General features: G+C 33.0%; 23 protein-coding genes. 7 read left to right on the top strand and 16 right to left on the bottom strand.

Going from position 1 to position 24,612, the window contains the following annotated elements:
• Nucleotides 1-48: 48 nt before the first annotated feature.
• From ACFS5J_RS08975 to ACFS5J_RS08985, 3 genes are all read right to left on the bottom strand, one after another.
• A complete protein-coding gene (locus tag ACFS5J_RS08975; RefSeq protein ID WP_379811776.1) occupies nucleotides 49-456 on the bottom strand; it encodes a hypothetical protein in 408 nt (135 codons plus the stop codon).
• 3 nt (nucleotides 457-459) lie between these two features.
• Nucleotides 460-1,479: a phenylalanine--tRNA ligase subunit alpha gene (pheS, locus tag ACFS5J_RS08980; RefSeq protein WP_379811777.1), complete on the bottom strand. Its 1,020-nt coding sequence runs from the start codon at nucleotides 1,477-1,479 to the stop codon at nucleotides 460-462.
• A gap of 80 nt (nucleotides 1,480-1,559) precedes the next feature.
• Nucleotides 1,560-1,916 (bottom strand): hypothetical protein, encoded by a 357-nt coding sequence (locus tag ACFS5J_RS08985; protein WP_379811778.1) that lies wholly within the window; start codon nucleotides 1,914-1,916, stop codon nucleotides 1,560-1,562.
• Nucleotides 1,917-2,051: 135 nt separating this feature from the next.
• On the opposite strand from ACFS5J_RS08985, the gene ACFS5J_RS08990 reads away from it, so the two are divergent.
• On the top strand, nucleotides 2,052-2,600 hold the full coding sequence (locus ACFS5J_RS08990; protein ID WP_379811779.1) for a CvpA family protein: 549 nt from the start codon (nucleotides 2,052-2,054) through the stop codon (nucleotides 2,598-2,600).
• Nucleotides 2,601-2,689: 89 nt separating this feature from the next.
• Nucleotides 2,690-3,778, top strand: coding sequence for an aspartyl protease family protein (locus tag ACFS5J_RS08995; protein WP_379811780.1), 1,089 nt, complete (start codon nucleotides 2,690-2,692; stop codon nucleotides 3,776-3,778).
• Between the two features lie 5 nt (nucleotides 3,779-3,783).
• Here ACFS5J_RS08995 and ACFS5J_RS09000 read toward each other — a convergent pair whose 3' ends face one another.
• From ACFS5J_RS09000 to ACFS5J_RS09035, 8 genes are all read right to left on the bottom strand, one after another.
• On the bottom strand, nucleotides 3,784-4,545 hold the full coding sequence (locus ACFS5J_RS09000) for a tetratricopeptide repeat protein (protein WP_379811781.1): 762 nt from the start codon (nucleotides 4,543-4,545) through the stop codon (nucleotides 3,784-3,786).
• Complete coding sequence (locus ACFS5J_RS09005; RefSeq protein WP_379811782.1) at nucleotides 4,545-6,305, bottom strand: BatD family protein; 1,761 nt, start codon at nucleotides 6,303-6,305, stop codon at nucleotides 4,545-4,547. The genes ACFS5J_RS09000 and ACFS5J_RS09005 overlap by 1 nt, the downstream gene beginning before the upstream one ends.
• A 1-nt stretch (nucleotide 6,306) precedes the next feature.
• On the bottom strand, nucleotides 6,307-7,080 hold the full coding sequence (locus ACFS5J_RS09010; protein WP_379811784.1) for a tetratricopeptide repeat protein: 774 nt from the start codon (nucleotides 7,078-7,080) through the stop codon (nucleotides 6,307-6,309).
• A 1-nt stretch (nucleotide 7,081) separates the two neighbouring features.
• Entirely contained in the window at nucleotides 7,082-8,116 is a 1,035-nt protein-coding gene (locus ACFS5J_RS09015; RefSeq protein WP_379811785.1) for a VWA domain-containing protein, read from the bottom strand.
• 10 nt (nucleotides 8,117-8,126) lie between these two features.
• Complete coding sequence (locus ACFS5J_RS09020) at nucleotides 8,127-9,131, bottom strand: vWA domain-containing protein (RefSeq protein WP_379812258.1); 1,005 nt, start codon at nucleotides 9,129-9,131, stop codon at nucleotides 8,127-8,129.
• Entirely contained in the window at nucleotides 9,131-10,750 is a 1,620-nt protein-coding gene (locus tag ACFS5J_RS09025) for a hypothetical protein (protein ID WP_379811786.1), read from the bottom strand. Before ACFS5J_RS09025 ends, ACFS5J_RS09020 begins: the two co-directional genes overlap by 1 nt.
• Before the next feature lies 1 nt (nucleotide 10,751).
• A complete protein-coding gene (locus ACFS5J_RS09030) occupies nucleotides 10,752-11,618 on the bottom strand; it encodes a DUF58 domain-containing protein (RefSeq protein ID WP_379811787.1) in 867 nt (288 codons plus the stop codon).
• Nucleotides 11,619-11,699: 81 nt separating this feature from the next.
• Nucleotides 11,700-12,704: an AAA family ATPase gene (locus ACFS5J_RS09035; protein WP_379811788.1), complete on the bottom strand. Its 1,005-nt coding sequence runs from the start codon at nucleotides 12,702-12,704 to the stop codon at nucleotides 11,700-11,702.
• Between the two features lie 168 nt (nucleotides 12,705-12,872).
• Here ACFS5J_RS09035 and ACFS5J_RS09040 point away from each other — a divergent pair, with 168 nt between their 5' ends.
• Complete coding sequence (locus ACFS5J_RS09040; protein ID WP_379811789.1) at nucleotides 12,873-14,027, top strand: ATP-binding protein; 1,155 nt, start codon at nucleotides 12,873-12,875, stop codon at nucleotides 14,025-14,027.
• A 319-nt stretch (nucleotides 14,028-14,346) separates the two neighbouring features.
• On the opposite strand, the gene ACFS5J_RS09045 is transcribed toward ACFS5J_RS09040, so the two are convergent.
• Genes ACFS5J_RS09045 through ACFS5J_RS09060 form a run of 4 tightly spaced genes read right to left on the bottom strand, consistent with a single transcriptional unit; the run spans nucleotide 14,347 to nucleotide 17,485 of the window.
• A complete protein-coding gene (locus ACFS5J_RS09045; protein ID WP_379811790.1) occupies nucleotides 14,347-15,018 on the bottom strand; it encodes a response regulator in 672 nt (223 codons plus the stop codon).
• 11 nt (nucleotides 15,019-15,029) lie between these two features.
• The gene (locus ACFS5J_RS09050; RefSeq protein WP_379811791.1) at nucleotides 15,030-17,045 is read right to left on the bottom strand and encodes a tetratricopeptide repeat-containing sensor histidine kinase; all 2,016 of its coding nucleotides are present in this window, start codon (nucleotides 17,043-17,045) and stop codon (nucleotides 15,030-15,032) included.
• A gap of 34 nt (nucleotides 17,046-17,079) precedes the next feature.
• Nucleotides 17,080-17,265 carry a hypothetical protein gene (locus tag ACFS5J_RS09055; protein ID WP_379811792.1) on the bottom strand — a complete coding sequence of 62 codons (186 nt, stop codon included), beginning with the start codon at nucleotides 17,263-17,265 and terminating at the stop codon, nucleotides 17,080-17,082.
• Nucleotides 17,266-17,305: 40 nt separating this feature from the next.
• On the bottom strand, nucleotides 17,306-17,485 hold the full coding sequence (locus ACFS5J_RS09060) for a hypothetical protein (RefSeq protein ID WP_379811793.1): 180 nt from the start codon (nucleotides 17,483-17,485) through the stop codon (nucleotides 17,306-17,308).
• A gap of 176 nt (nucleotides 17,486-17,661) precedes the next feature.
• Here ACFS5J_RS09060 and ACFS5J_RS09065 point away from each other — a divergent pair, with 176 nt between their 5' ends.
• The 4 genes from ACFS5J_RS09065 (at nucleotide 17,662) to ACFS5J_RS09080 (ending at nucleotide 22,991) form a co-directional block, all read left to right on the top strand.
• Nucleotides 17,662-18,387, top strand: coding sequence for a metallophosphoesterase family protein (locus tag ACFS5J_RS09065; RefSeq protein WP_379811794.1), 726 nt, complete (start codon nucleotides 17,662-17,664; stop codon nucleotides 18,385-18,387).
• Between the two features lie 37 nt (nucleotides 18,388-18,424).
• Nucleotides 18,425-18,919, top strand: coding sequence for a DUF6646 family protein (locus ACFS5J_RS09070; RefSeq protein WP_379811795.1), 495 nt, complete (start codon nucleotides 18,425-18,427; stop codon nucleotides 18,917-18,919).
• 3 nt (nucleotides 18,920-18,922) lie between these two features.
• Complete coding sequence (locus tag ACFS5J_RS09075; protein ID WP_379811796.1) at nucleotides 18,923-19,495, top strand: PhnA domain-containing protein; 573 nt, start codon at nucleotides 18,923-18,925, stop codon at nucleotides 19,493-19,495.
• 226 nt (nucleotides 19,496-19,721) lie between these two features.
• Nucleotides 19,722-22,991 (top strand): T9SS type A sorting domain-containing protein, encoded by a 3,270-nt coding sequence (locus tag ACFS5J_RS09080; RefSeq protein WP_379811797.1) that lies wholly within the window; start codon nucleotides 19,722-19,724, stop codon nucleotides 22,989-22,991.
• A gap of 63 nt (nucleotides 22,992-23,054) precedes the next feature.
• On the opposite strand, the gene amaB is transcribed toward ACFS5J_RS09080, so the two are convergent.
• On the bottom strand, nucleotides 23,055-24,608 hold the full coding sequence (gene amaB, locus ACFS5J_RS09085) for an L-piperidine-6-carboxylate dehydrogenase (RefSeq protein ID WP_379811798.1): 1,554 nt from the start codon (nucleotides 24,606-24,608) through the stop codon (nucleotides 23,055-23,057).
• Between the last annotated feature and the right edge of the window lie 4 nt (nucleotides 24,609-24,612).

Here is a 24,612-nt window from a genome sequence, read left to right on the forward strand (position 1 = left end):
CTATAAAATTGAGGAATTATTATGAGTTAAACAATTCTGAGGGGTATTTTAATTTCCTAAAACACCACGTTTGTTTACAACAGGCAAATCTGTTTGTGCACGCTCGTTGATAGAATTGGTTGTAAATGTAAATTTCTTATCGTATAACTGACCGCCTAAAAAATAGGAAACAGCAAATTCATTGTTCAATTGCAACACATTGTTTTCAAGTAATTCAACACGAACACCCGATTGCGGTTCAACGGTTGCAAAAGCATGTCTAAATGTAGCCGTTTTGCGTTCTTCGCCATTAATTAAGCCGTATGCACGCGATACTACCATAGCCATTTCTAGTGGTTTATCGTTTCCGTTAACCAAATAAGCATACCAAGAGTTTTCTTGAAAATCATCATTCCATTCTTGAATGGCAACTAGATAAACGTTTTCAACTTTAGGTATAATAATATCCTTTTTCATCACTTAAATAATTGATTTAAATTGTTCTAAGAAACGTACATCATTTTCATAAAACATACGAATATCTCCAATTTGATACAACAACATAGCAATACGCTCAACTCCCATACCAAAAGCATATCCTGTATATTCTTCAGGATTAATGCCACAGTTTTTCAAAACATTTGGATCTACCATTCCACAACCTCCAATTTCTAACCAACCTGTTCCTTTTGTGATACGGTAATCCGTTTCGGTTTTTAATCCCCAATAGATATCGATTTCGGCACTAGGCTCCGTAAATGGAAAATAAGAAGGGCGTAAACGAATCTTAGATTTCCCAAACATTTCTTTTGTAAAATACAATAAAGTCTGCTTTAAATCGGCAAAAGACACATCCTTGTCAATATACAAACCTTCGACTTGGTGAAAAATACAATGCGAACGCGCAGAAATATCTTCATTACGGAAAACACGACCTGGCGAAATTGTTCGAATAGGTGGTTTGTTCTCTTCCATGTATCGTACTTGTACAGAAGATGTATGCGTACGCAATAAAATATCTGGGTTTGTTTGAATAAAAAATGTATCCTGCATATCACGCGCAGGGTGATATTCTGGTAAGTTTAAAGCTGTGAAGTTATGCCAATCATCTTCGATTTCTGGACCTTCTGACACATTAAACCCAACATTTGAAAAAATATCAATAATTTGATTTTTCACAATTGAGATAGGGTGACGCGAACCTATATTCATCGGCTCACCTGGACGTGTTAAATCACCGTAAATCCCTTTTACTTCTTCCTTACTTTCTAATTCAGCTTGAATAGTGGCTACTTTATCTTCAGCAGTATTTTTTAACTGATTGATAATTTGTCCAAACTCTTTTTTAGTTTCGTTTGGAACATTTTTAAAATCAGCAAACAACTCTTTTAGCAAACCTTTACTACCCAAATATTTAATACGGAATTCTTCTAACTTCTCTTTGTTATCGGTATGAAAAGCTTGGGCTTCTTCAATATGACTTTTAATCTTATCTATCATCGTATTTTTTCTAAAGGTGCAAATTTAAGTTTTTTTAATGATTGATGAAAAGTGATTTTCAATTAGTTTCACTTTCAATGCTAAGCAATTAATCCTTTTTCTAGGAAATAATTTACAATAGCATCTTTCATTAAAATGGTTTGTTCTCCAGCTTTTAAAGTTGGTAATTCTTCTTTTACAGAATAATGTGGCCATCCATCATTATCAAAGTAATCAAACTCATAATAACCATAAGGCTCAAGTAAACGACATATGGCAATATGCATTAAATTAACCTTTTCGTCTTTTTTAAAAGTTTGCTTGAATTTACCCAATTCTTGGATACCAATTAAATAAATAATTCCGTCCAAATCCAATTCGTCTCCATCGGTAAACTTATCGGATAATATTTTTACTACGCTTTCCCAGCGTTCTTTTAATTGTTCGTCTCTTGACATTTTATAGTAGAAATTAGAAAAAAAAGAAAACCATTTTAGTTCTCTCGATTTCTGAGATTAGTTGCAAAGATAAGGTTGAAAACTGAGTTTCAACAATTCTTTTATCTTTGTCTTAACTTATCCTTTCTAGAAATTATGAATTTTATCGATATCGTTTTTGCTATTTTGTTATGTTACGCTTTATATAAAGGCATTAAAAATGGGCTTTTTGTTGAATTGGCTTCGCTTATTGCTTTAATAGCTGGTATTTTTATAGCAATCAAATTTTCATATTTGGTCAAAAACTTTTTAGAAACCAAAGTTAGTTGGGATACAAAATACATTGAGATAACAGCTTTTGCATTAACATTTATTGGAGTGGTATTACTCATTCATCTTTCTGCAAAATTGTTAACTAAAATAGCTGATTTCGCCTATATGGGATGGATTAACAAATTGGCAGGAGCAGCCTTTGGCTGTTTGAAAACAATTTTAGCGCTGAGTATAGTAATTTTGTTTTTTGAAAAAATAAATTTAAACAATATTCTAGCCGCTCAGGAAACTTTAGATGAATCGATTTTTTACAATCCTACGAAAGAAACCGCGGCTTTTGTTTATCCACAAATTGAAGTATGGTATGCTGATTTGAGTAAAGATCAAAATTCTAGTTTAGAAAATCCAACAGAAAATAACACTTCCAACTGATTATTATGAAAAAAATTGTCTGCTTATTTTTCCTCGCTTTATTACTAAGTTGTAAATCGACTAAAATTTTTACAAGTGGAAGTGTAAAAATGTCGAATACAGGAGTAGAAACAATACCCGTTCAATTCATCAACAGCCTTCCGCTTATCAATGTCACCATTAATGAGAAAGATTATGTTTTTATTTTCGATACTGGAGCCCCGACCGTTATATCGACTGCTATTTATAACGAACTGGAATTAAAACCGATAAAAAAAGGAACGGTATCAGATTCAAAAAACAATCGCAATACACAAATATTAACACGCGTCCCTCAAATTAAATTAGGCGAAGCCACTTTCCATGATATTGGCTGTGTAGTTATTGATTTTTCTGTACCTGAATTGAGCTGCTATAACATACAAGGAATAATTGGAGCAAATCAAATGGCTAAGGCTATTTGGAAAGTTAATTACAGTGAAGAAAAAATAAGTTTCACAAAAGATAGTACACAGTTCAACTTATCTAATTTTGATATTGAATTTCCATTCCTTACAAAACCGCAGCAAACTCCGCTTTTAAAAAGCAAACTATTCGGTGAAAATGCAATGCTAACATTTGATACAGGCTACACGGGTAAAATTGAAATTTCAAATTTTTCGGAAACGATAATGGATACAGTAAAAAAAATAAAAAACGTAGCTGTAGAAGGCGTAAGCACCGTTGGTATTTATGGGGGTGGCAATAAGGAAGTCAATTATCGCTTTGTAACCGATAGTATCACTATTGCCAATACTGTTTTTGAAAATGTTCTTATGGAAACAAACACATCGAGTTTACTTGGAAATACATTCTTGAAAAACTATGAGTTTGTAATGGATTGGACGAAGAGTAAGATCTATTTAAAAGCGATAAACACCGAAAAAGAATCTTTCAATACCTTCGGATTTAGTTATCGATTTTTAGAAAACAAACCTATAATTTCTATAGTCGTTCAAGACAGTCTAAACCCAATAAAGTTAGGCGATGAAATCATAAGCATTAACGCTATAAATTTAGAAAACTTAACAAAAGAAGAAGCTTGTGACTATTACATCAACAGAATTGAGAAAAACCTAAAGGAAATAAACATCGCTGTGAGGCGAAATGATACCATTTTAAACTTTAAACTGGATAAAAAAACGCTGCTAAAAGAGTAAATGAATTACTCTTTTAACTCCACAATGGCATCCGCATGAATCCAACCTTCCGATTTATCGGTAAGTTGAATACGTTTCCAATTGTCCAAAGTCTGCTTAACAAATACTTTTGTGCCTTCATGCAATTCAAAAGCATTTTCTGCTCCATTCTTAGGTTCCGATTTCACAAAAGTACTTTCAGCAAACACAATGGCAGGTCTAATTTTTGTGTCAAACCTCTTTTGTAAAAAAGCTGCAAATATTGATGCTATCATTAATCCTAGTAATACAAACATTCCAAGAAAAAAACCTCTTTTTAAATGGGTCAAAGAAGCAAAATAATAGCCTATAAAAAACATTAAAAACAAAACGGAAAGTGAGACCGCTATCCAAGACCACTCATCATAAGAAAACCATGAAGTAATGTTGTAAACTACTTTAGAAAAACCAACTTCAGGAACAACTTTAATATCGTCGATTGCCATTTTCTGAGCAAAAGTCAGATTGGTTTGTATTGCTTCATCTTCAGGATTCAACAACAATGCCTTCTCAAAATTATAAATAGATGGTGCTACTTTACCAAGCTTATAATAGCAGTTTCCTAAATTAAAATACAAATCGGCAGAAGCCACTTTATTCTCCGCTAGAATACCTTCATAAACTTTCGCTGCTGCATCAAATTGATCTTTTCGATACAATTCATTTGCTTGATTAAACTTATCGCTTGCCTCTTGCTGTGCAAAAATGAAATTTGAAAGTAAAACAAGTATGTAAAATATCTTTCTCATTATAATTGCTTTTCCAGTTCCGAAATTAAAGTAACCGCTTTGTCATAATCATTTTGCATTGCCACATCTGTAGAAGGAGCATATCGTGCAAATTCACAAGTGCTCATTAATTCGATAAAACTACTAATAGTTACAGCAGCTGCATTTTTATTTTCCAACAACTCTTGAATATTTTCCTTACTCATCTCGGTAGTTTCAATATGTAATTTAGCCTTTAAGAAATTATGCAAGGCCTTTTCCATAGCCATATAAAATGGCACTTTTGCGCCCATCTGTTTCTTAGCTTCAGACAAGTATTTCTTAGCTAATTTTGAGTTTTTACGAATTCTATTTCCAAATTCGTCTGCATCAATTGCTTCTTTCTTTTTCCTTGCCAAAATAATAATTGGAATGATCAAAAATGGTCCAAAAAACAATGAATAAAACAATGTAGAACCGAAGAAGTCTTCTTTAGCTAAAGTTGCAAATTGCGTATTCAGCTTAATGAATTGAAAAGAATTACTTTTTTGGATTGCTTGTTTCTCTACATTTTTCGACTGCCCCCCCTGATTAGAAGCCAACCCTGGTCCATCTAAAACATCAATTGTAATCGCTTCAGATGTAATTGTTTTATAAGTACTAGTAGCCAAATCAAAATACGAAAACTCCAAAGGCTTCAATGTATATTTCCCTTTATATTGTGGTATAAGTGTGTACTTGTCTGATATTTTTCCATTCATTCCCGTTAATGGCGTATCTACCTTTTCTTGATGTTCTGGCTCAAACACTTCAAAAGCAGAAGGAAATTCAGGTTTTGGCAACGTAAACAATTTTAGATTACCGGTTCCAGAAACACTAATATCCAAATCTAAAGATTCTCCATTTTTCAATGCCGTTTTCGATGGTGTTACTTTAAAGTCAAATTTCCCAACAGCACCTGTAAAACTAGGTGGCTTACCATTTTCTGGCAAAGATTTAACAGTTATAGATTTTGCACCTGCAGAAACTGTTTTAGTTGTAGAAGCGTAAACTGTTTGCTCAAAGAAGCCCATTCGTTTCTTTGTAGGTACATCAATATCCAAATTGATGGAAAGTGGTTCAATTGGTTTTACACCTGTTTCCTGAGGATACAAAATTACCTTACGCCACATTACCATAGCATAATCTTGGCCATTATAGGTACCCGGTACTGCCTCTAATTTTGCGATATCTATGTGTTGGCTCCAAAAACCATTGTATTTCGGGTTATCAACCTCTTGTACATTTCGAATTACAAAACGCGGATCAAAATACAATTTGTACACAATTGTTACCGGTTCGTTCAAATATGGGCTTGATTTTGAAACTTCAGCAACTAAATGTACACCTTCTCCAGCTTTATAATCGGGACTATTGGGATCTTTTGGTAATTCTACAGCTTTGGTAATCGTAACTTTTACAGGCGCTGTTTTGTGCACTTCATCATTAAACTCTATAGAAGCCGAACCAATGGCTACTGTCCCTTGTCGGGTAGGCTGTAAAACATAGGTATAACTTTTATTAAAAGATTTTACTCCATTAATCCAAGAGTAATTTGTGGATTGAAAAGGACCTCCAATAACCCTAAATCCTTCAAAACCGGGTGCTTCAAAATTATCCCCATCTTGATTCATTGTAAAACTTACCTGAAGTTTTTCATTAACTCCAAGTGAATTCTTACTCAGTTTTGCTTCAAATTTCATCTCTTGCGCAAAACAAAGTGTTTGAATTAAAAGGGCTACTATTGCAACGATTTGTTTCATCTTACCAATCTTTACCATTTGTTGCAGGTTGTGCTTTTACTTTTTTAGCGTTTAACTTATCCTGTATTTTCTTTTCTGCATTGTTAACAGCGTCAAGCAAGTTCTCTATTTGCTGTTTGTTTGCGCCAGAAGGTTTTGGATTGGCTTTGTCATCTTCTTTCTGATTACCATCCTTTTTGTCTTCTTTATCTTGATTTTTTTTGTTTTGATCGTCTTGATCTCCTTTATCTGAATCCTTTTTATCTTTCTGGTCGCCTTTATCGTTTTTATCTTTATTCTTATCGTCCTGATCTTTCTTATCCTTGTCTTTATCCTGATCTTTATCTTTCTTATTTTGCTTAGGTGGTTCGTTTTTTAATTTTTCTTTGGCCAAAGCATAATTATAACGCGTTTCCTCATCTTGTGGATTATTACGCAATGCATTTTTATACGCTTCAACTGCACCTTGATAATTTTCTTCTTTCATAAAAGCATTACCCAAGTTATGATACGCTTTATGTTTTTCTTCTTTTGTTGTTGCCTTTTCTATAGCATTTAGGAACTTATACTTCGCCTCACCTGGTTGATTTTGACGGTAAATACTATTTCCCAAATTGTAATTGGCAACTGCCTTTTGCTTTTCATTATGCGATTCGGAAACTCTAAAATCAGCTTCTGCCGCAATATAATTTTTCTTATCGAATGACTGTGTTCCTTCAAACAAATTCTCATCTTTATTCTGAGCGAAGATGAGAGAGGTAATAAACAAGGCTATTGCTACTATTATCTTATCCATACTATCGTTCATTAAATAAATTCAACTTTTTCAACCATGCTGTTTTTCTTTCTAAGAAGAAAATATCAACAAACAACAAGAAAAATGCTATACCAATAAACCATTGGTATTGGGTTTGATATTCTGCAATTTGTTGGGTTTCAAACTCTGTTTTTTCTATATTATCCAATGCATTTTTAATTTGTTCCACTACTTCTTTTGTTGTGGTTCCTGATATATATCCACCATTTGTATCATCGGCGATATTTTCAAGTATACTTGGATTCAACTTTGTAATTACAACTTCTCCATTGCTGTCCTTTTTATATTCCGATACTCTACCATAGTCGTCTTTCATAGGTATTGGCCCACCATTTTCTGTTCCAACACCGATTGTGATAATTTTAATTCCTTTATCCTTTGCGGTTTGAATTGCTTCTATTGCACCATCTCCATGATCTTCACCATCCGAAACCAATACAATAAGCTTACTCGTATCAACAGCATCAAAATAGGTTGTTGCCAATCGAATGGCGTCATTCAATGCGGTACCTTGAGAAGAAACCATATTGGTATTCATATTATTCAAGTACATTTTGGCAATACTATAATCTGTTGTCATTGGTAAAACAGGATAAGCACTTCCAGCATAACCCACAATCCCGATTCTATCGTTACCCAAACTATTTATAATTTGAGAAATCAATTGCTTTGACTTGTCCAAACGACTTGGCGCAATATCTTCTGCTAACATACTTTTGGAAATATCCAAAGCAAAAACAATATCGATACCTTGGCGTTTTACCGTTTCCATTTTGGTTCCAATTTTTGGATTCACCAATGCAATGATTAACGCAATTAAAGCCAAACTTACAACTACAAACTTTAATATAGGTTTCAAAATTGATTTAGTTGGTGTCAATTGTTTAACCAATTCCAAGTCTCCAAATTCACGTTGCTTTTTACGCTTCCAATACAATTGCAATAGAAAAACCACTACTAAAAATGGAATCAGCAGTAATAAGTATAGATATTTTGGATTTTCTAATTCGTACATCGTTAATTCTTTATATAAAACCTCTAAAAATGGTGTTTTTAAACAACATCTCAAGAGCTAATAATATTAATGCCAAACCAACTAATGGTTTAAACTTTTCATCGTAATTGAAATATTTCTTCTCTTCTACTTCAGTTGTTTCAAGCTTATTAATCTCAGCATAGATCTCTTCTAGCTTCTTATTGCTTGTCGCTCTAAAGTATTTACCATCGGTAGTTTTGGCAATCTCTTTCATTAAATTCTCATCCAATTCCACTTGCATGTTTTTGAATAAGAATTCCCCTGAAGGTGTTTTTGCATATGGAAATGGTGCTGTACCATTTGTTCCGATTCCGATTGTATATACTTTAATTCCGTATTCTTTTGCTATATCGGCAGCCATTCGTGGATCAATAGTCCCTGCATTATTAACTCCATCTGTCAACAGAATAATAATTCTACTTTTTGCCTTACTTTCCTTCAACCTATTGATTGCAGTTGCCAAACCTACTCCAATACCTGTACCGTCGGCAATAATGGTATCGTCATATTCAACTGTTTTCAAAGATTGTAAAACAACCGTTTTATCTGAAGTAACAGGTGTACGTGTGTAACTTTCCCCAGCATAAACTACTAAACCAATTCTATCATTATAGCGATCTTCAATAAACTTAGAAGCTACTCTTTTTAAAGCTTCTAAACGGTTTGGTTTTAAATCTTTAGCCAACATACTTCCTGAAACGTCAATTGCCATTACAATATCAATCCCTTTCGTCGTTTTAGATTTTGCTGTTACATCTACACTTCGTGGTCGAGCCAATGCAACAATAATGGCACTCATAGCTAGTAAGCGCAAAACGAAAAGCATAGGTTTTAAACGTGACAACAAAGTTCTGCTGCCTTTAAAAGGAGCCAAAGAACTCATCTTCAAAATAGCACTTTGTTCCTTTCGTTTGTATAAATACCATCCGATGGCTAATGGTAGCGCTAAAAACAACCAAAAGAACTCGGGATGTAAAAAACTCACATTCGTCATCATGGTGTTGCTTTTTTAAGTTCGATTGACTCAATTACTCTGTCCATTATTTCTCTAGCATATTTATCGTCCTCACGGTATATTAAAAACAATTCCTGAGCGCCTGAAGCTTGAGCAAAAACTAAAATTTCATAACCCATTTGCTGATCTTCTTTTTCTAATGGATTTAAAGCCGTGAAAGTACCATAAGCACGTTTCCCTTTTAATCCCTTAGGATCTTCATAATCGTCCGTTTTAACCACAATATTCTGCGCTCCGTAACTTTCTAAAATTTTTAAATCTTGTTCCAAAGCTTGATCTAAATCCAAAGATGTAGAATCTTTGTAAGCTGTAGTATTTAATACAATTGAAAAGTTATCCAATACACTTCCATAGGTAAACTTACTTATCGATTTTACATGTGATGGTAAATTGTTTTGAATGCGTTCATCATTCATACGCTTTAAAACCTTCGGCGTAGAAACAATAATTGCAGGATCTCCATAATCCGAAGTAACCCAATCTTCATTCAATAATGATTTTGCATTATGCCCAAGAAAATTATCCCGAACATAATCTGTTCCTTTTGAAACAACTACAAAAACCCCTACCATAAGTATTAAAAACAATACAACAGAAATTGGGATTCCCAGACGTTGTAATTTTTGTTTGCGGGCCCTTTTCCGTTTTAATTCTTCAGCAAATAAATTTTCCGTTTCTTCCTCACTTCTAGGAATTGCTTTATCCAACGAAACCAAAAACAAATCAACCATTTTTTTGTCGTTCTCAATTTCAAAATCCAAAGGTTTTGACTTGGCAAACTTTACCAAATCGGCATTAGCCATAACCTTTTTGAACTTGTCTAAAACATCGTTTGAAAGTTTTATTTTTTTCTTTTTAACCGCAACTTTTAAAGCCTCATACAATTCGTTTGAGGTACTTTCCATTGCTGGAACCTCAACTGCTTCTTCGATATAATTACGTGTAATATCGGTAAGTTCAGAGTAATACGCTTTGGTTTCTCCATGTTGCCATAACTCTTTTTTTTCTAAATTTTGAAGCAATGCAATAGCTTTCTCTATAGGTGAAGCAAACAACAATGCCTCTTCTTCATTTTTCTTAACTTGATATTTTTTAAGAAAATGATACAATGCATAGCCTATTCCTATAATTAGCAAAAATGCCAAAATCATATACAGCCAAAAATAATCGGCTGGTTCTTCAACTGCGATAATTGGTTTAATATCGTACATCTGCTGCTTTAAAGTATCTACCACAACATTATTGACTACAACACCAAACGAATCGGTTAAAACCGTCTTATTGTTTATAATTATTTGTAACCTTGGCACAACATAACGTCCCGAATCAAACTGCGTTAAACCGTATTTTTTTATTAATTCTAGTTTATCATCTGTTTTGATCGAGTCCGTAGGATACGATTCTAAAACTTCTAAAGCTCCGAAGTATGGACTTTCAGGAAAAACAACTTTATCTGTTTTATTAACCTTTGCTTTTACGGTTAAATTAAATTGTGAACCAATTTTTATTTGGGTAGAATCGATAGTAGAACTAACCGATTGTGAAAAAGCAATCGAAGTAATGAAAAAGCAAAACAGTATTTTTATTTTTTTCAACATCTTAATTTCTTGCTTTAAAATAACCTAAAAGTTTTGTTACATAACTTTCATCAACTCGCGTACTCACAGTACCAGCACCGCATTTTGAAAAAGTTTCTGTAAAGTACTTTACGTTTTCTTTGTAATATTTTTGATAGTTCAATTGCACGCTTTTTGAATTGGTGTCAACCAAGAAAGACTCTCCAGTTTCTGCGTCAAGCATATTTACCATACCAATATTTGGAATAGTTTCTTCTCTTTTATCAAACACCCGTATACCTGTTAAGTCGTGTTTTTTGGAAGCTATCTTTAAAGTATGTTCGTAATCATTTGCCATAAAGTCGGAAATCAAAAACACAATGGCTTTCTTTTTCATAACACTTGACAAAAACTTTAAGGCCTGTGCCAAGTCGGTTTTTTTGCTTTTTGGCTTGAACTCAATTAGTTCGCGAATAATTCGCAACACGTGTGATTTTCCTTTCTTAGGCGGAATAAACAACTCGATTTCGTCTGAAAACAAAATCAACCCAACTTTATCGTTATTTTGAGTAGAAGAGAACGCTAAGGTTGCTGCAATCTCTGTGATAATTTCACTTTTAAATTGGTTGGTTGTACCAAAACTCTCCGAACCACTGCAATCTACCATTAACATCATGGTTAGTTCGCGCTCCTCCTCAAAAACTTTCACATAAGGTTCGTTATAACGTGCGGTAACATTCCAGTCGATAGCACGAATATCGTCGCCGTATTGGTATTGACGCACTTCGGAGAAGGTCATTCCACGCCCTTTAAAAGATGTATGGTATTCTCCCGAAAAGATATGATCGCTCAATCTTCGGGTTTTAATTTCTATTTTTCGAACTTTTTTGAGTATTTCCTTAGTATCCATTTTCTTTTAGTAATTAGTGATTAGTAATTAGCAGTTAGAGTCATGACTGACTACTAACACCTAAAAACTGACTACTAAATGTTAAGGCACTTCTACTTCGTTTACAATTTTGTTGATGATATCAACAGAAGTAATGTTTTCAGCTTCGGCCTCGTAAGTAATACCAATTCTGTGACGTAACACATCATGTACAACTGCGCGAACGTCTTCTGGAATCACATATCCTCTTCGCTTAATAAAAGCATAACATTTAGCAGCTGTTGCTAAGTTAATACTTCCACGAGGAGAAGCACCAAAACTGATGAGACCTTTAAGGTTTTCTAGTTTATATTTTTCTGGATAACGTGTAGCAAAAATAATATCTAAAATGTACTTTTCGATTTTCTCATCCATATACACTTCACGAACCGCTTGTTGCGCTCTTAAAATTTGCTCTAAAGAAACCACTTGGTTTACTTTTTCAAATGATCCTGCTAAATTCTGACGAATAACAAAACGCTCGTCTTCCATTTTTGGATAATCAATAACCACTTTTAACATAAAACGGTCAACTTGCGCCTCTGGAAGTGGATAGGTACCCTCTTGCTCAACAGGGTTTTGTGTTGCCATAACTAAAAATGGTCGATCTAATTTAAAAGTAGAATCGCCTATTGTTACTTGTTTTTCCTGCATGGCTTCTAATAAAGCCGATTGCACTTTTGCGGGAGCACGATTAATCTCATCGGCAAGCACAAAGTTTGCAAAAATTGGTCCTTTTTTTATCGAAAAGTCATTCTCTTTAATGTTGTAAATCATGGTTCCAACAACGTCAGCTGGCAACAAATCTGGTGTAAACTGCACACGGCTAAAACTTCCATGAACCGCTTGTGATAATGTATTAATTGCTAAAGTTTTAGCCAAGCCTGGAACTCCTTCCAATAAAATATGCCCTTGACCAAGTAAACCGATTAACAATCTTTCAATCATATGTTTCTGACCCACAATTACTTTGTTCATTTCCATAGTCAGCAGGTCAACAAAAGCGCTTTCTCTTTCTATTTTCTCATTTATTGCGCGAATGTCTAAAGTAGCGGTGTTTTCTTCCATTATCATATTTATTTAAGGCCAAATTTTCAAAAAAAAATTAACAATTCAAAATTGAAAATTAAATTATAACTAGGGTGTTAAGATAGCGTTAAAAATACTTTTAAAACTAAGCTTTTGGCAGTATTTTATGAATTTCTTTTTATACTTTTAAGAAAAAAAGCTTTTGTTGTGATAAATAAACGTTTACTTATAAAAAACCTATTAGCGCATAATGACGAAAGCAGTTTTTATGACAAGAAAAGACAACTGAATTTACATTCCAGAGAAGGCAAGGCCAAATTCTTAAAACACATTTGCGCGCTTTCCAATTCTAATCCTGTAAACAACTCTTACATTGTTGTAGGTGTAGAAGACGAGGATAATACTATAAAAGGTGTTGATTTCTACGACGATAGTAGAATTCAAAATTTAGTGAATGCTTTTTTAGAAAACCCACCTAAAATACAATATGAGAACATTCCTTTTCCTAATTTACCTAAAGACAAAGTTATAGGATTGGTTACCATAAAACCTAAAAACTCTGTCTCTTCTTTCAAGAAAGGCATCCATACGATTGTCGCCAATAGTACTTTTGTAAGAACAGGAAGTAATTCAACACCTACTGAAGAGAAGATCCCGTTTTCGAAAGCCAATGCAGAAACGGTAATTAGCATCGAAAACAACTCTAGAAACAGCATTGCTCATACACTTGATGGCGTTTTAGATTTCATTAATCACAGACATAAAGATTTGGAATCCAATTATCATGTTTTTAAAGAATTATTTGTTGTTTGCTGGGCTGGAATTAAAAAGAAAGTTAGAGATAAAACTTTATATTCAAGAGTTGATATTGAACTTATTAACGAGCAAATAAAACTTTTCTATTCGGATCAAGATGACGTAACAATCTCCTATACTGATAGTACATTTGAAATAATAGAATATATTCCACTAGGAATAAACGACAAAACAAGTTACTACCCCCTGGAAAAGGTTAGTATCACTTTTTTCGACAATGGCTATTACAAGCTTGATACCGAATTTCTATTTGAACCACCACAATACAACAGAAGAATGTTGCACCACATTTACAACTCAAACATGAGCTTGATAAAAAAAATGAAATGGAACAACATCCTTACAGATTTGGAAAAAAAGGACTTGGAAAGATTACCTTCCACTCTGATGATTTGTTATTTAAATGGATTTAACGACGCAAAAGAAAAATTGATAGAGTGTAAAAATTATTTAAAGGAATACGAAAACAAAAATGTTTACACTTCCTTTAAGGAAGTTATGCGCGTCTTAAGAAAAATGAAATACAACTCAAAAGGTTTTGAGTAAATTATTCTTCAAGTTCATTGCTCTTTTTCAAAAAAATCAAAGCAAAATAACTGATATTTATTAGAAAACCGAAGAAATAAACAAACTTCAATTGAATAGAGTAGTTTCTCATTAATAAACTTGAGGTTTCATCAAGCACAAAAGAATGATACGTCAAATCTAATGTGGTATAAATCCAAAACAAGCTTAAAACCAGCAAAATAATTAATATTTTAGTGTAGGATTTCATAATGAAAAATTTGTTGCTTTTTAACATTATAAAATTACATGATATTTAAAGAATTCGGTTACAGATTTTCTGCCGAAATTGTTAAAATTTCTAGATAAAACCTAGTTTTTTAGCCTCTCGCACAATATCTTCATCATTTCCATTTTTTATTTGAAGAATGTCACGAATTTGGGTTTTTCTTTTATCTATCGCACTCATTGACAGATTAATATAATTAGGCAAACTTTTAGATTTAACCCCCTGACCCAGCAACATTATTATTTCACGATTAATTTCATCGATAAATTTCTTATTAGATATCAAATCCTTAATCGCTTCCTTAACCGTTTTGCTCAAATACTTCTCACCATTTACCATATCTTCAAAAGCATTTAAGAAGTCCTCAGCAGTAAAATCACTTTTTACCAATAATCCATCTGGATTAATATGTTTTTGAATATTAAAGAGTATAAATGCTTCAGCATGTGAAGTAATTATTGCAATCTTAGCTTCCGGAAATTGCTTTTTTGCTATTACAGCCAAGTCTTCACCCGATTTAATATTTTGCTCTTCATAAACCGGCAAACTCAAATCAATAAAAATAAAATCAAACTTATTAGCATTCAAATTTGAAGTTAAAATTTCAAAAGCCGTCTTACTATCATAAGCAGGTGTAACTTCAATTTGAAAACCCAATTCATTATATGCCAATATACTTTTATAACCTTCAATCATTGATGGATGATCATCAATCATTAAAATCTGAATTGTTTTTTGTTCCATATGCTGTTACTTTATACTTCTATTTTTAGGGTTAAAGCAGTTCCCTTACCTATTTTTGAATCGATTGACAGCGCACCATTTATTGCTTTTGCTCTTTCAATCATGTTTTTAACACCAATTCCTTTTCTTGACCTACTAACATTAAATCCTTTACCATCATCTTTTACCACCATCTTCAAATCACCTTTTTCTAAACTAATTTCAATAAACACATTCTCTGCTGAGGCATGCTTATTAATATTATTCAAGGCTTCTTGAATGACTCTGTAAAGGTTCATTTTCACTTTTGCCTCTATATTTTCCCAATTAATATTTTCAGCAATAAACAAGCTACATGATGATGAATGCACTCTATTTTGTTCTGCAATCAATTCCTCTAATATTGAGTCAAAATTATTTTTATCACTGAAAATTTCATTATTTAACTCGTGCGCAATTGAACGTACTTCCTTTTCTATATTTTGAATATCATTAATATGCCCTATACACTTTTCAATAGTTGCATCATCTCTTCTTTTTTGTAAGATGAACAAATTTAAACGTGTACTTGCTAATTTATTCATTACCCCATCATGTAATTCTTTTGCAATTCTATCTTTTTCAGCATTACGAACTTCGCTAATTTTTGTTTGCTGGTCAAGCATTAAATTATAAATTTCTTCATTTGCTTTTTGTTGATCTTGTTTTAAAATCAATTCACGTTGCTTATTCCGTTGATTTAAAAACACATAAAACAAAACACCTAGCAATAATACTGCCAATGAAATTATAATTAATAACTGATTTTGATTGATAACTTCTTGCTTTTCTTGAATAATTTCGTCGGTTTCGTATTCAATTCGTGCTAATTTGTTACGAGTGGCACGTTCCAAATCGTTCAAACTATCACTTAAAACAATATATTCTTGAGCATATTTTAACCCATGAAGAGGGTCTGTTACTGTTAAAAACTCAAGTGCAGAAAGCACTTCTTTGTTGTAGTTAGATTCTTTGGCTAATTTATAAGCCTCATTATTTAGCGCTAAGGCTTTAATTGTATCTTTTTGTGATAAGTAAAATTCCGTAAGATGAATTCTGCTTTTTATCTTACCTGCAGTATCATTAATACTATCTCTAATATATAATGATTCTTCAAAACCTCTTAAAGCATCCTTATTCTTTAATTTAAATTTAGCATAAGAGGAATAATCTAAAATTGATGAATATAAAATTGGGTGGAGATTTTTAAAGTTTTCTACTTGCAAAGCTTTTGAATAATTTTCTAAAGCTTTTGAATATTCATTTAGATTAATGTAAACATATCCAATATTATTTAACACTTGTGCTTCATAAATTGGAACGTACAATTCTGCTTCTAATTCTAATTTCTGTACTTTTTCAAGTGCCTTAAAATGGTATTCTAATGCCTTTTCATAGTTCTTCATTCCTGATAAAGAACTAGCTAAATTTACGTAACATTCATAAATAAGACCTTGATCTTGAATTTCATTAGCTATATTTAAAACCTTTATAGTTTGTGCTTCACTACCTAAAAAATCTTTTTCATATAAATAAACGTACGCAATATGAAGCATTGTTTTGGCTAAATTAAACTTATCGTCTAATCGATCATATTTTTTTTTTGCTTCTAAATAATAATAATAGGCGCTATCATTTCTTGAGGTATAAAAAAAGTAGTCGCCAATATAGTATTGTGCTTTTGCAATACTCAACGAATCCCTCTGAATTTTACTTAATTTAAGTGCTTCCTTTACGACACTAAAATAGTTTTCATACTCTAATAAAGCATCATATCTATTTGCTATTTTGAAATAATTTACAATTTTCAATGAATCGGTATCAGAAAAGGTATTCACTAAAACCAAAGCTGAATCTAAATGTTCAAGTTTTTGATTCTTATCCAAATCATTATTGTAAACTTCATCAAAATGATAATTAAGTTTACTCTGTTTTACAGATGTTTTTTCGCTTTTACTGCATGAAAAAGCAAAAAAAACAATACAAAAAAATGCTGCTAAATATTTCAATATCTTCTTTTATAGCAAATCTAAGAAATCTTAATTAATCTTTTTTTATTACTATTATTGGAAGTTGTTCTCCGTAAACATTTGAATAATTTTTCTTATAGGTTGAAACACGCTTTGTTTTCTTCTCTTCTTTACTTTTTATGGTGTCATTTACTATCAATATAGTAGAAAAAAATAAGGTCAATAAAATAAGTCCGAATGATATAGTCGAATTTTTCATAAAATTGTATTTATGTAATGGTTAAAAGAAATAATTTTATTTAGTCTTTTTTAATAATGATAACAATTGGATCAGGATCAATTTCAGTATCACCGTCAACAAGCTGAACTTCTTCATTATTCATTGCCGCTACCTCTGATTCAAAATCGTCTGTTGAACAAGAAACAAAAGTTGAAGAAATAGCTAATGCAAAAACCGAAAATAAAATTGCTTTTTTCATAATAAAAAAATTAAAATGTTACGTTTAAATTACTTTAATAAATTGTTTGTTAAATATTATTTAAAAAATTATATTAATACTTTTGTCAAAAATACATCGGGTTTTTAAATAAATTTTACAGATTCTCTGCCGAAAATGTTAAAGTTTTAATCAAAATCAACACATTACACACAATTATGTCAAAATATGTCATTGGAGATATCCATGGAGGATTTAAAGCATTACTCCAAGTTTTAAAAAAAGTAGCAATAGAAAATGAAGACCAACTTATTTTTTTAGGTGATTATGTAGACGGTTGGAGCGAATCACCACAGGTAATTGATTTTTTAATTGACTTAAACAAAAAATACAATTGTATTTTTTTGAGAGGAAATCATGATGCTTTGCTATGTGATTATCTCAAAAATGGAAACTATACTGAAGAATGGTTTATACATGGCGGTAAATCTACTCTTGATGCTTATAAAACTTTAGACTCAGTAACAATAACTCAACATATTCAATTTCTAGAAAACCTAAAAGATTACCATCTCGACAATTTCAATAGGCTTTTCATCCATGCAGGTTTTACCAATATAAAAGGAATTGAATTTGAATATTTCAAACCATTATTCTATTGGGACAGAACCTTATGGGAATTAGCTTTGGCGTTTGATAATAATTTAAAAGTAAGCGATAACAATTATCCGAATCGTTTAAAACTATATAACGAAATCTATATTGGCCATACACCTGTAACAAGAATCAACAAAACCATTCCAGTCAACAAAGCCTGTATTTGGAATTTAGATACTGGCGCAGCATTTAGTGGGCCATTAACCATTATGAACATCGATACGAAAGAATTTTGGCAAAGTGACCCGTTACCGCAACTATATCCAAATGAAAATGGACGCAATTAAACCTCAAATTTTTATATTTGACAAAATTTTAATTATTATGAAAAAACTAGTCTTAATTACTTTATTGTTTACAAGCTTATTAAATGCACAAGTCTTCACAGGAAAAGGAGATAAAAAATTTCAAGTAGGTGCAAATTTTCAAGACCATGGAACAGGTATTACAGCAACATTTGATCAAGGTTTAGGTACTAATTTTTCTATCGGATTTGTAGCCAATTACCTTTTAGGCGTTAAAGAAGTATTAGGTGAGAAACCAAACTTTGCGGATCGTATCGATGCAAAAGCAAGATTTAATGCAAATATTGCTGATGTGTTTGGCATAGAGGAACATTTTGATTTCTATCCAGGTTTAGATTTAGGATTAAAAAACTTTGGAGCACACTTAGGAGCGCGTTATTTCTTTACTGAAGGTTTCGGCTTGTATAGTGAAATTCAATTACCTATTGCACACTATGATAATCATGTAGAGGGCATTTTTGAAAAATACAACAATCAGTTTAACGTCTCTGTTGGAGTAAGTTTTAATTTATAAAAAATGAGTGTAATAGAAAAAAAACTTAAAGACCGAAGTGGTTCAAAATGTGAATTGTGTGGAAATGAACATGACTTACAAGTCTTTAATGTAGCACCTAATACAACCGAAAGTTTGGAGCAATCAATTTTAGCTTGCAAAACCTGCATAAACCAAATTGAAAATCCAGAACAAATGGACAAAGCACATTGGCATTGTTTAAATGACAGCATGTGGAACGAACATCTTCCTGTACAAATTGTTTCGTGGAGAATGCATGCTCGTTTGAAAAACATTGACATGCTTGAAATGATGTATTTCGATGAAGAAGCATTGGAATGGGCTAAAGCAACTGGTGAAGGGGAAGAAGATGAAGGAAAAATAATCCATAAAGATTCTAATGGGAACATCTTACAAGACGGAGATTCTGTTGTGTTAATTAAAGATTTGGATGTCAAAGGAGCCAATTTTACTGCTAAAAGAGGTGCTGCGGTTCACAATATCAAATTAGTTTGGGATAACGCTGATCAAATTGAAGGTCGTGTAGAAAACCAGCACATTGTAATTTTAACGCAATATGTCAAAAAAACCAAATAAATTTTCTACATACTAAAACAAACACAATAAAAAACTCTGCCAATAAGCAGAGTTTTTTATTTTTTAATATTTCAACATTACTTATTTTTTAACATTAAAAAAAAACATTTTACATTATATTTTATATTTTTTTTTAAAATTTTTATTTAAAAATCTAAAAATAAATTTAACTAACATATTGTGATATTTTATGATAATTTTGCATAAATCTAAAAAGCCACAATTCATGAAAAAATTTATTTATTTATTATTTCTATCATTAATCTTCCTACGGGTAGATGCTCAAACATGGACAACACCGTCCTGTAATACTAATACAACAGGATCAAATAGCTATGGCCCTATGAATTCTACATCTTATGAAAACACTAATAATAGAACTGCCGTTATATTACCTAGTTCAATTATAAGTCCTGTAGGAGGTAAAACTATTAGTAGTTTACACTTCTTAAGAAGAACTGCATCGGGTAGCTTACAAGGCACACCAAACTTTAAAATATATTTGAAAGAAGTATCTGCAGACGATTGGGGCAGTGGATATATAGCTTGGCAAAGTGTAATAGACAATGCAACTTTGGTTTATGATAACAATCCTGCAACTGCTGTTGGTAATACCGCTGGTTGGAAAGAGTTCCAATTAATCTCTCCATATACTTACAGCGGTACACAAAACCTTGCAATTATTTTTGAATATTCAAATACAACTGCGAGTTCTAATATCAATTGGGCATATGAATTTAATTCTCCATGCGTAAGTGTTTCAAATATGAACACAGTAAAATATTCAAATGCTCTCAATACTACACTTAACCCAACATTAGTTAATAGTACAAACAAAAGACCCCTTATTGGCTTCACATTTCCGGAAAATTGCCCAGCCCCTTCTGATGCAATATTCACAACACTAGCAGCAAATAATGTTACTTTTTCTTGGACAGAAAACGGATCAGCTTCTAATTGGGAATATATCATTCAAGCTCCGGGAAATGGAATCCCAAGTCCGAGTACTTCAGGAACAGCTGCAACAAGCAATCCTACTAGTGCTTCAGGATTAACCGCAGAGACTGATTATCAATTATACATAAGAGCAATATGTAACGCTACAGATAAAAGTTTTTGGAGCGGACCATATACTTTTACAACTCCATGCGCTTCAATTTCAACTTTACCATGGACTGAAGGTTTTGAGAATCTAAACTCAACAGGATCAACATACTTCCCATCGTGTTGGTTAAAAGAAACAGGCAGTTGGCAAACTCAGAGCTCAACAACAGTTACAAGTTCACAATCGTCAGGATCAAAATATTTACGTATCGGAAGCAATACAACAAATGCATTCCTATGGACTGTTGGATTTGATCTAACAGCAGGCACATCATATGACTTTTCAACAATGGTTCAAGGTGATAATGGTAACAATTGGTTTGTTGATTATTTTGTTAATACATCACAAAGTTCGACTGGAGCAACCCAAATAGGCACTACTTATAGTCCATATGGAAATAGTTTAGATTATTCAGTACAAGGCTACACGCGATATAAAGCTACATTCACACCAACAACAACAGGGACATATTATTTTGGTGTTAGAGTAAACCAAAGTTCATCAGCACCGAAACACCTATCATTTGACGAATTTAAACTAGAAGTCACACCAAGTTGCGTAGAACCTGAAACATTAGTGTTTACCAATATTACTACAGATTCAGCAACCCTTGCGTGGAATGAACTAGGTTCTTCAAACGATTGGACAATTGAATATGGCCCAAAAGGTTTTACAATTGGCTCCGGAACTACAGTGCAAGTAAATACAAATCCTATTACTACTTTATCTTCAGTTTTAACATCAAATACGATATACGATGTATACTTAAAAAGTAATTGTGGAACAGAATCCAGTACCGCGTTAGGACCAATTCAATTTGCTACTAATTGCGCTGTGAATAATGCACCGTATATTTATAATGTTGATTCAACTATGCCAACAACCTACTCGTTTATTGGTGACTGTTGGGAAACATTACCTTATGGATCTACCACACAATATCGTTGGAATGTTTACACAACAAACCAATCTACAACAGGAAGCACAGGACCTATCGCTGCTTACAGTGGAACTAATTATTTTTATACTGAAGCTACAAGTGGAACAAACGGAGCAATTGCAGAATTAATAACACCAGAAGTAAATATTAACTCACTTACTTCACCAACTTTACAGTTTTACTACCATATGTATGGTGCTACTATAGGTGAATTACACATTGACATATTTAACGGTACGAATTGGATAAATGATATCGATACAATTATTGGTCAACAACAAATTGCTGAAACAGATCCTTGGGCATTAAAAATTGTAGATTTAAGTAATTATAATGGCGTTATTAAAATACGTTTCAGAGCTTTAAGAGGATCTAGCTATACAGGTGATATTGCTATTGATGATATTCGTTTCGACGAAACCCCTACGTGTTTTCCTCCTACAAACATAGTAGTTTCTAACATTACAGCAAATACAGCGACTGTAGAATGGGACGATATTCCATCTGTATATGATTTCCAATATGTTGTTCAACCACAAGGTACAGGAACACCAACAACAACAGGAATCCAAACAACAGACAACCCATTGTACTTATCAAACTTAACATCAAATACAGCATATGAAGTTTATGTTAAATCTGAATGTTCTATCACAAACTTCAGTAATTGGAGCCTCGCAGTAAATTTCACAACACCTTGTGATGCATTTAGCATCCCATATTCTGAAAATTTTGACAATACTACAGTTGGAAATCAGTTAAACCCAAACAGTCCTTCATGTTGGTATTATATTGAAGCAAATGGTCCGGGATCAGGATATGTATATAGTTCTTCAAATAGCAGCTATATGAATTCTGCGCCGAACTCATATTTATTAATGAACGCAAGTGACTTAACAGGTTCTTATATTTTAGCTTCGCCAAACACTCAAAACTTATCAAATGGTTTAAATAGTGTTAGCTTCTACGCTAGAGGAACGTTTAACAACTATGTAGTAGAAGTTGGTACGATGAGCGATCCCTTGGATGTTACAACTTTTACAGTAATATCTCCAATTACTTTAACAAATGCCATGGCACTTTATACAGTAAATATTCCTACTGGAACTGATTCACACATTGCATTCAAACACGGTTTAGGTGGAAGCAGCAGAGGTATTTACATAGATGATATACAAGTTGTGCAAACTTCAAACTTGTCTTCTGACCTTTTCAATGAAGAAAACATTAGGGTTTATCCAAACCCAGCTAACGCAGTTTTAAACATTGATTTCATTGAAAACATTGACAGTGTAGCGATATACAACGCATTAGGACAACAAGTTTTATTTTCACAAGTAGCGCATAACAATTCTACTCAAGTTGATATTTCAAACTTAGCTCAAGGAGCTTACATTGTTGAAATTACTTCTAATGATAAAAAAGTTAGCACTAAAATTATCAAACAATAATTTCAAGTTGCTGATAGAATAAAAAATCCCGCTATACGCGGGATTTTTTATATCTAAATAATATTACAAATCAAATTTGATTCCTTGTGCTAAAGGCAATTGATCCGAATAATTAACGGTATTGGTTTGTCGTCTCATATACACTTTCCAAGCATCTGATCCCGACTCACGTCCGCCACCTGTTTCTTTTTCACCCCCAAAAGCACCCCCAATTTCTGCTCCTGAAGTTCCAATATTAACATTGGCAATGCCACAATCAGAACCTGCAAAAGACAAGAACTTCTCCGCTTCTTTCATGCTATTGGTCATAATTGAAGAGGATAATCCTTGCGCAACTCCATTTTGAATATCAATTGCATTTTCAACTTCACCATTATACTTCATCAAATATAAAATCGGAGCAAATGTTTCGTGTTGTACAATTTCAAAATGATTTTCAGCCTCAATAATGGCTGGTTTCACATAACATCCGCTTTCGTAACCTTCTCCAGTTAAAACACCACCTTCAACCAATACTTTTCCCCCCTCAGCTTTCGCTTTTTCAATAGCCGCTAAATAAGTATTAACTGCATCGGTATCGATAAGTGGTCCAACATGATTTTTCTCATCTAATGGATTACCTAATTTAATTTGACCATACGCTCCTACAATAGCATCGCGTACTTTATCATAAACCGATTCATGGATAATTAAACGACGTGTAGACGTACAACGTTGACCACAAGTTCCTACAGCACCAAATACCGCACCCGGAACCACCACTTTTAAATCGGCTGTAGGTGTAATGATGATAGCGTTATTTCCGCCTAATTCCAATAACGATTTACCAAATCGTTCTGCAACTTTAGCCCCAACAATTCTACCCATTCGAGTCGATCCTGTAGCCGAAACAAGCGGTATACGAGTATCTGAAGTAATCATTTCACCTACTCTATAATCACCATTAACGATACATGAAATACCTTCTGGCAAACCATTAGCTTTTAAAATATCAGCAATTATATTTTGACAAGCTACCGAACACAAAGGTGCTTTTTCTGAAGCCTTCCAAACGCAAACATCTCCACAAATCCATGCTAAAGCTGTATTCCACGACCAAACAGCAACGGGAAAATTAAATGCAGAAATAATTCCTACTACCCCAATTGGATGCCATTGCTCACGCATAACGTGTCCAGGACGCTCCGAAGGAATCACTTGACCGTTCAACTGACGTGACAAGCCAACGGCAAAGTCACAGATGTCAATCATTTCTTGAACCTCACCATAACCTTCTTGAAGTGATTTCCCCATTTCATAAGAAACCAATTTTCCTAGTGGCTCTTTTAACTCCCTTAATTTATTTCCAAATTGACGTACAATTTCTCCACGTTGTGGAGCAGGCATTGCTCTAAAAGTTTTAAAAGCAGTTGTAGCCTTTTCCATTACACGCTCGTAATCTTCTTTAGTAGTAGTACGGACTTTACCAATTAATTGTCCGTCTACAGGTGAATAACTTTCAATAAGTTCACCATTAGAAAACCACTCACTTCCTGTTGATGACCCATCGTTAATAGGTTTTATACCTAAAATCTCTAATGCTTCTTGCATTTTGAACTGTTCCGCTATTGTTGACATTATA

Origin of the sequence: Flavobacterium chuncheonense (genome assembly GCF_042686145.1) — a bacterium.
Taxonomy (GTDB): Bacteria; Bacteroidota; Bacteroidia; order Flavobacteriales; family Flavobacteriaceae; genus Flavobacterium; species Flavobacterium chuncheonense.

Excerpts from the sequence above, each read along its gene's own strand:
- ACFS5J_RS09000 (WP_379811781.1), bottom strand. The coding sequence starts at position 4,545 with ATGAGAAAGATATTTTACATACTTGTTTTACTTTCAAATTTCATTTTT.
- ACFS5J_RS09015 (WP_379811785.1), bottom strand. The coding sequence starts at position 8,116 with ATGTACGAATTAGAAAATCCAAAATATCTATACTTATTACTGCTGATT.
- ACFS5J_RS09005 (WP_379811782.1), bottom strand. The coding sequence starts at position 6,305 with ATGAAACAAATCGTTGCAATAGTAGCCCTTTTAATTCAAACACTTTGT.
- ACFS5J_RS09075 (WP_379811796.1), top strand. The coding sequence starts at position 18,923 with ATGAGTGTAATAGAAAAAAAACTTAAAGACCGAAGTGGTTCAAAATGT.
- ACFS5J_RS09055 (WP_379811792.1), bottom strand. The coding sequence starts at position 17,265 with ATGAAAAATTCGACTATATCATTCGGACTTATTTTATTGACCTTATTT.
- ACFS5J_RS08995 (WP_379811780.1), top strand. The coding sequence starts at position 2,690 with ATGTCGAATACAGGAGTAGAAACAATACCCGTTCAATTCATCAACAGC.
- amaB (WP_379811798.1), bottom strand. The coding sequence starts at position 24,608 with ATGTCAACAATAGCGGAACAGTTCAAAATGCAAGAAGCATTAGAGATT.
- ACFS5J_RS09020 (WP_379812258.1), bottom strand. The coding sequence starts at position 9,131 with ATGACGAATGTGAGTTTTTTACATCCCGAGTTCTTTTGGTTGTTTTTA.
- pheS (WP_379811777.1), bottom strand. The coding sequence starts at position 1,479 with ATGATAGATAAGATTAAAAGTCATATTGAAGAAGCCCAAGCTTTTCAT.
- ACFS5J_RS09010 (WP_379811784.1), bottom strand. The coding sequence starts at position 7,080 with ATGGATAAGATAATAGTAGCAATAGCCTTGTTTATTACCTCTCTCATC.
- ACFS5J_RS09025 (WP_379811786.1), bottom strand. The coding sequence starts at position 10,750 with ATGTTGAAAAAAATAAAAATACTGTTTTGCTTTTTCATTACTTCGATT.
- ACFS5J_RS09070 (WP_379811795.1), top strand. The coding sequence starts at position 18,425 with ATGAAAAAACTAGTCTTAATTACTTTATTGTTTACAAGCTTATTAAAT.
- ACFS5J_RS09080 (WP_379811797.1), top strand. The coding sequence starts at position 19,722 with ATGAAAAAATTTATTTATTTATTATTTCTATCATTAATCTTCCTACGG.
- ACFS5J_RS09065 (WP_379811794.1), top strand. The coding sequence starts at position 17,662 with ATGTCAAAATATGTCATTGGAGATATCCATGGAGGATTTAAAGCATTA.
- ACFS5J_RS09035 (WP_379811788.1), bottom strand. The coding sequence starts at position 12,704 with ATGGAAGAAAACACCGCTACTTTAGACATTCGCGCAATAAATGAGAAA.
- ACFS5J_RS09030 (WP_379811787.1), bottom strand. The coding sequence starts at position 11,618 with ATGGATACTAAGGAAATACTCAAAAAAGTTCGAAAAATAGAAATTAAA.
- ACFS5J_RS09045 (WP_379811790.1), bottom strand. The coding sequence starts at position 15,018 with ATGGAACAAAAAACAATTCAGATTTTAATGATTGATGATCATCCATCA.
- ACFS5J_RS08975 (WP_379811776.1), bottom strand. The coding sequence starts at position 456 with ATGAAAAAGGATATTATTATACCTAAAGTTGAAAACGTTTATCTAGTT.
- ACFS5J_RS08990 (WP_379811779.1), top strand. The coding sequence starts at position 2,052 with ATGAATTTTATCGATATCGTTTTTGCTATTTTGTTATGTTACGCTTTA.
- ACFS5J_RS09060 (WP_379811793.1), bottom strand. The coding sequence starts at position 17,485 with ATGAAAAAAGCAATTTTATTTTCGGTTTTTGCATTAGCTATTTCTTCA.
- ACFS5J_RS08985 (WP_379811778.1), bottom strand. The coding sequence starts at position 1,916 with ATGTCAAGAGACGAACAATTAAAAGAACGCTGGGAAAGCGTAGTAAAA.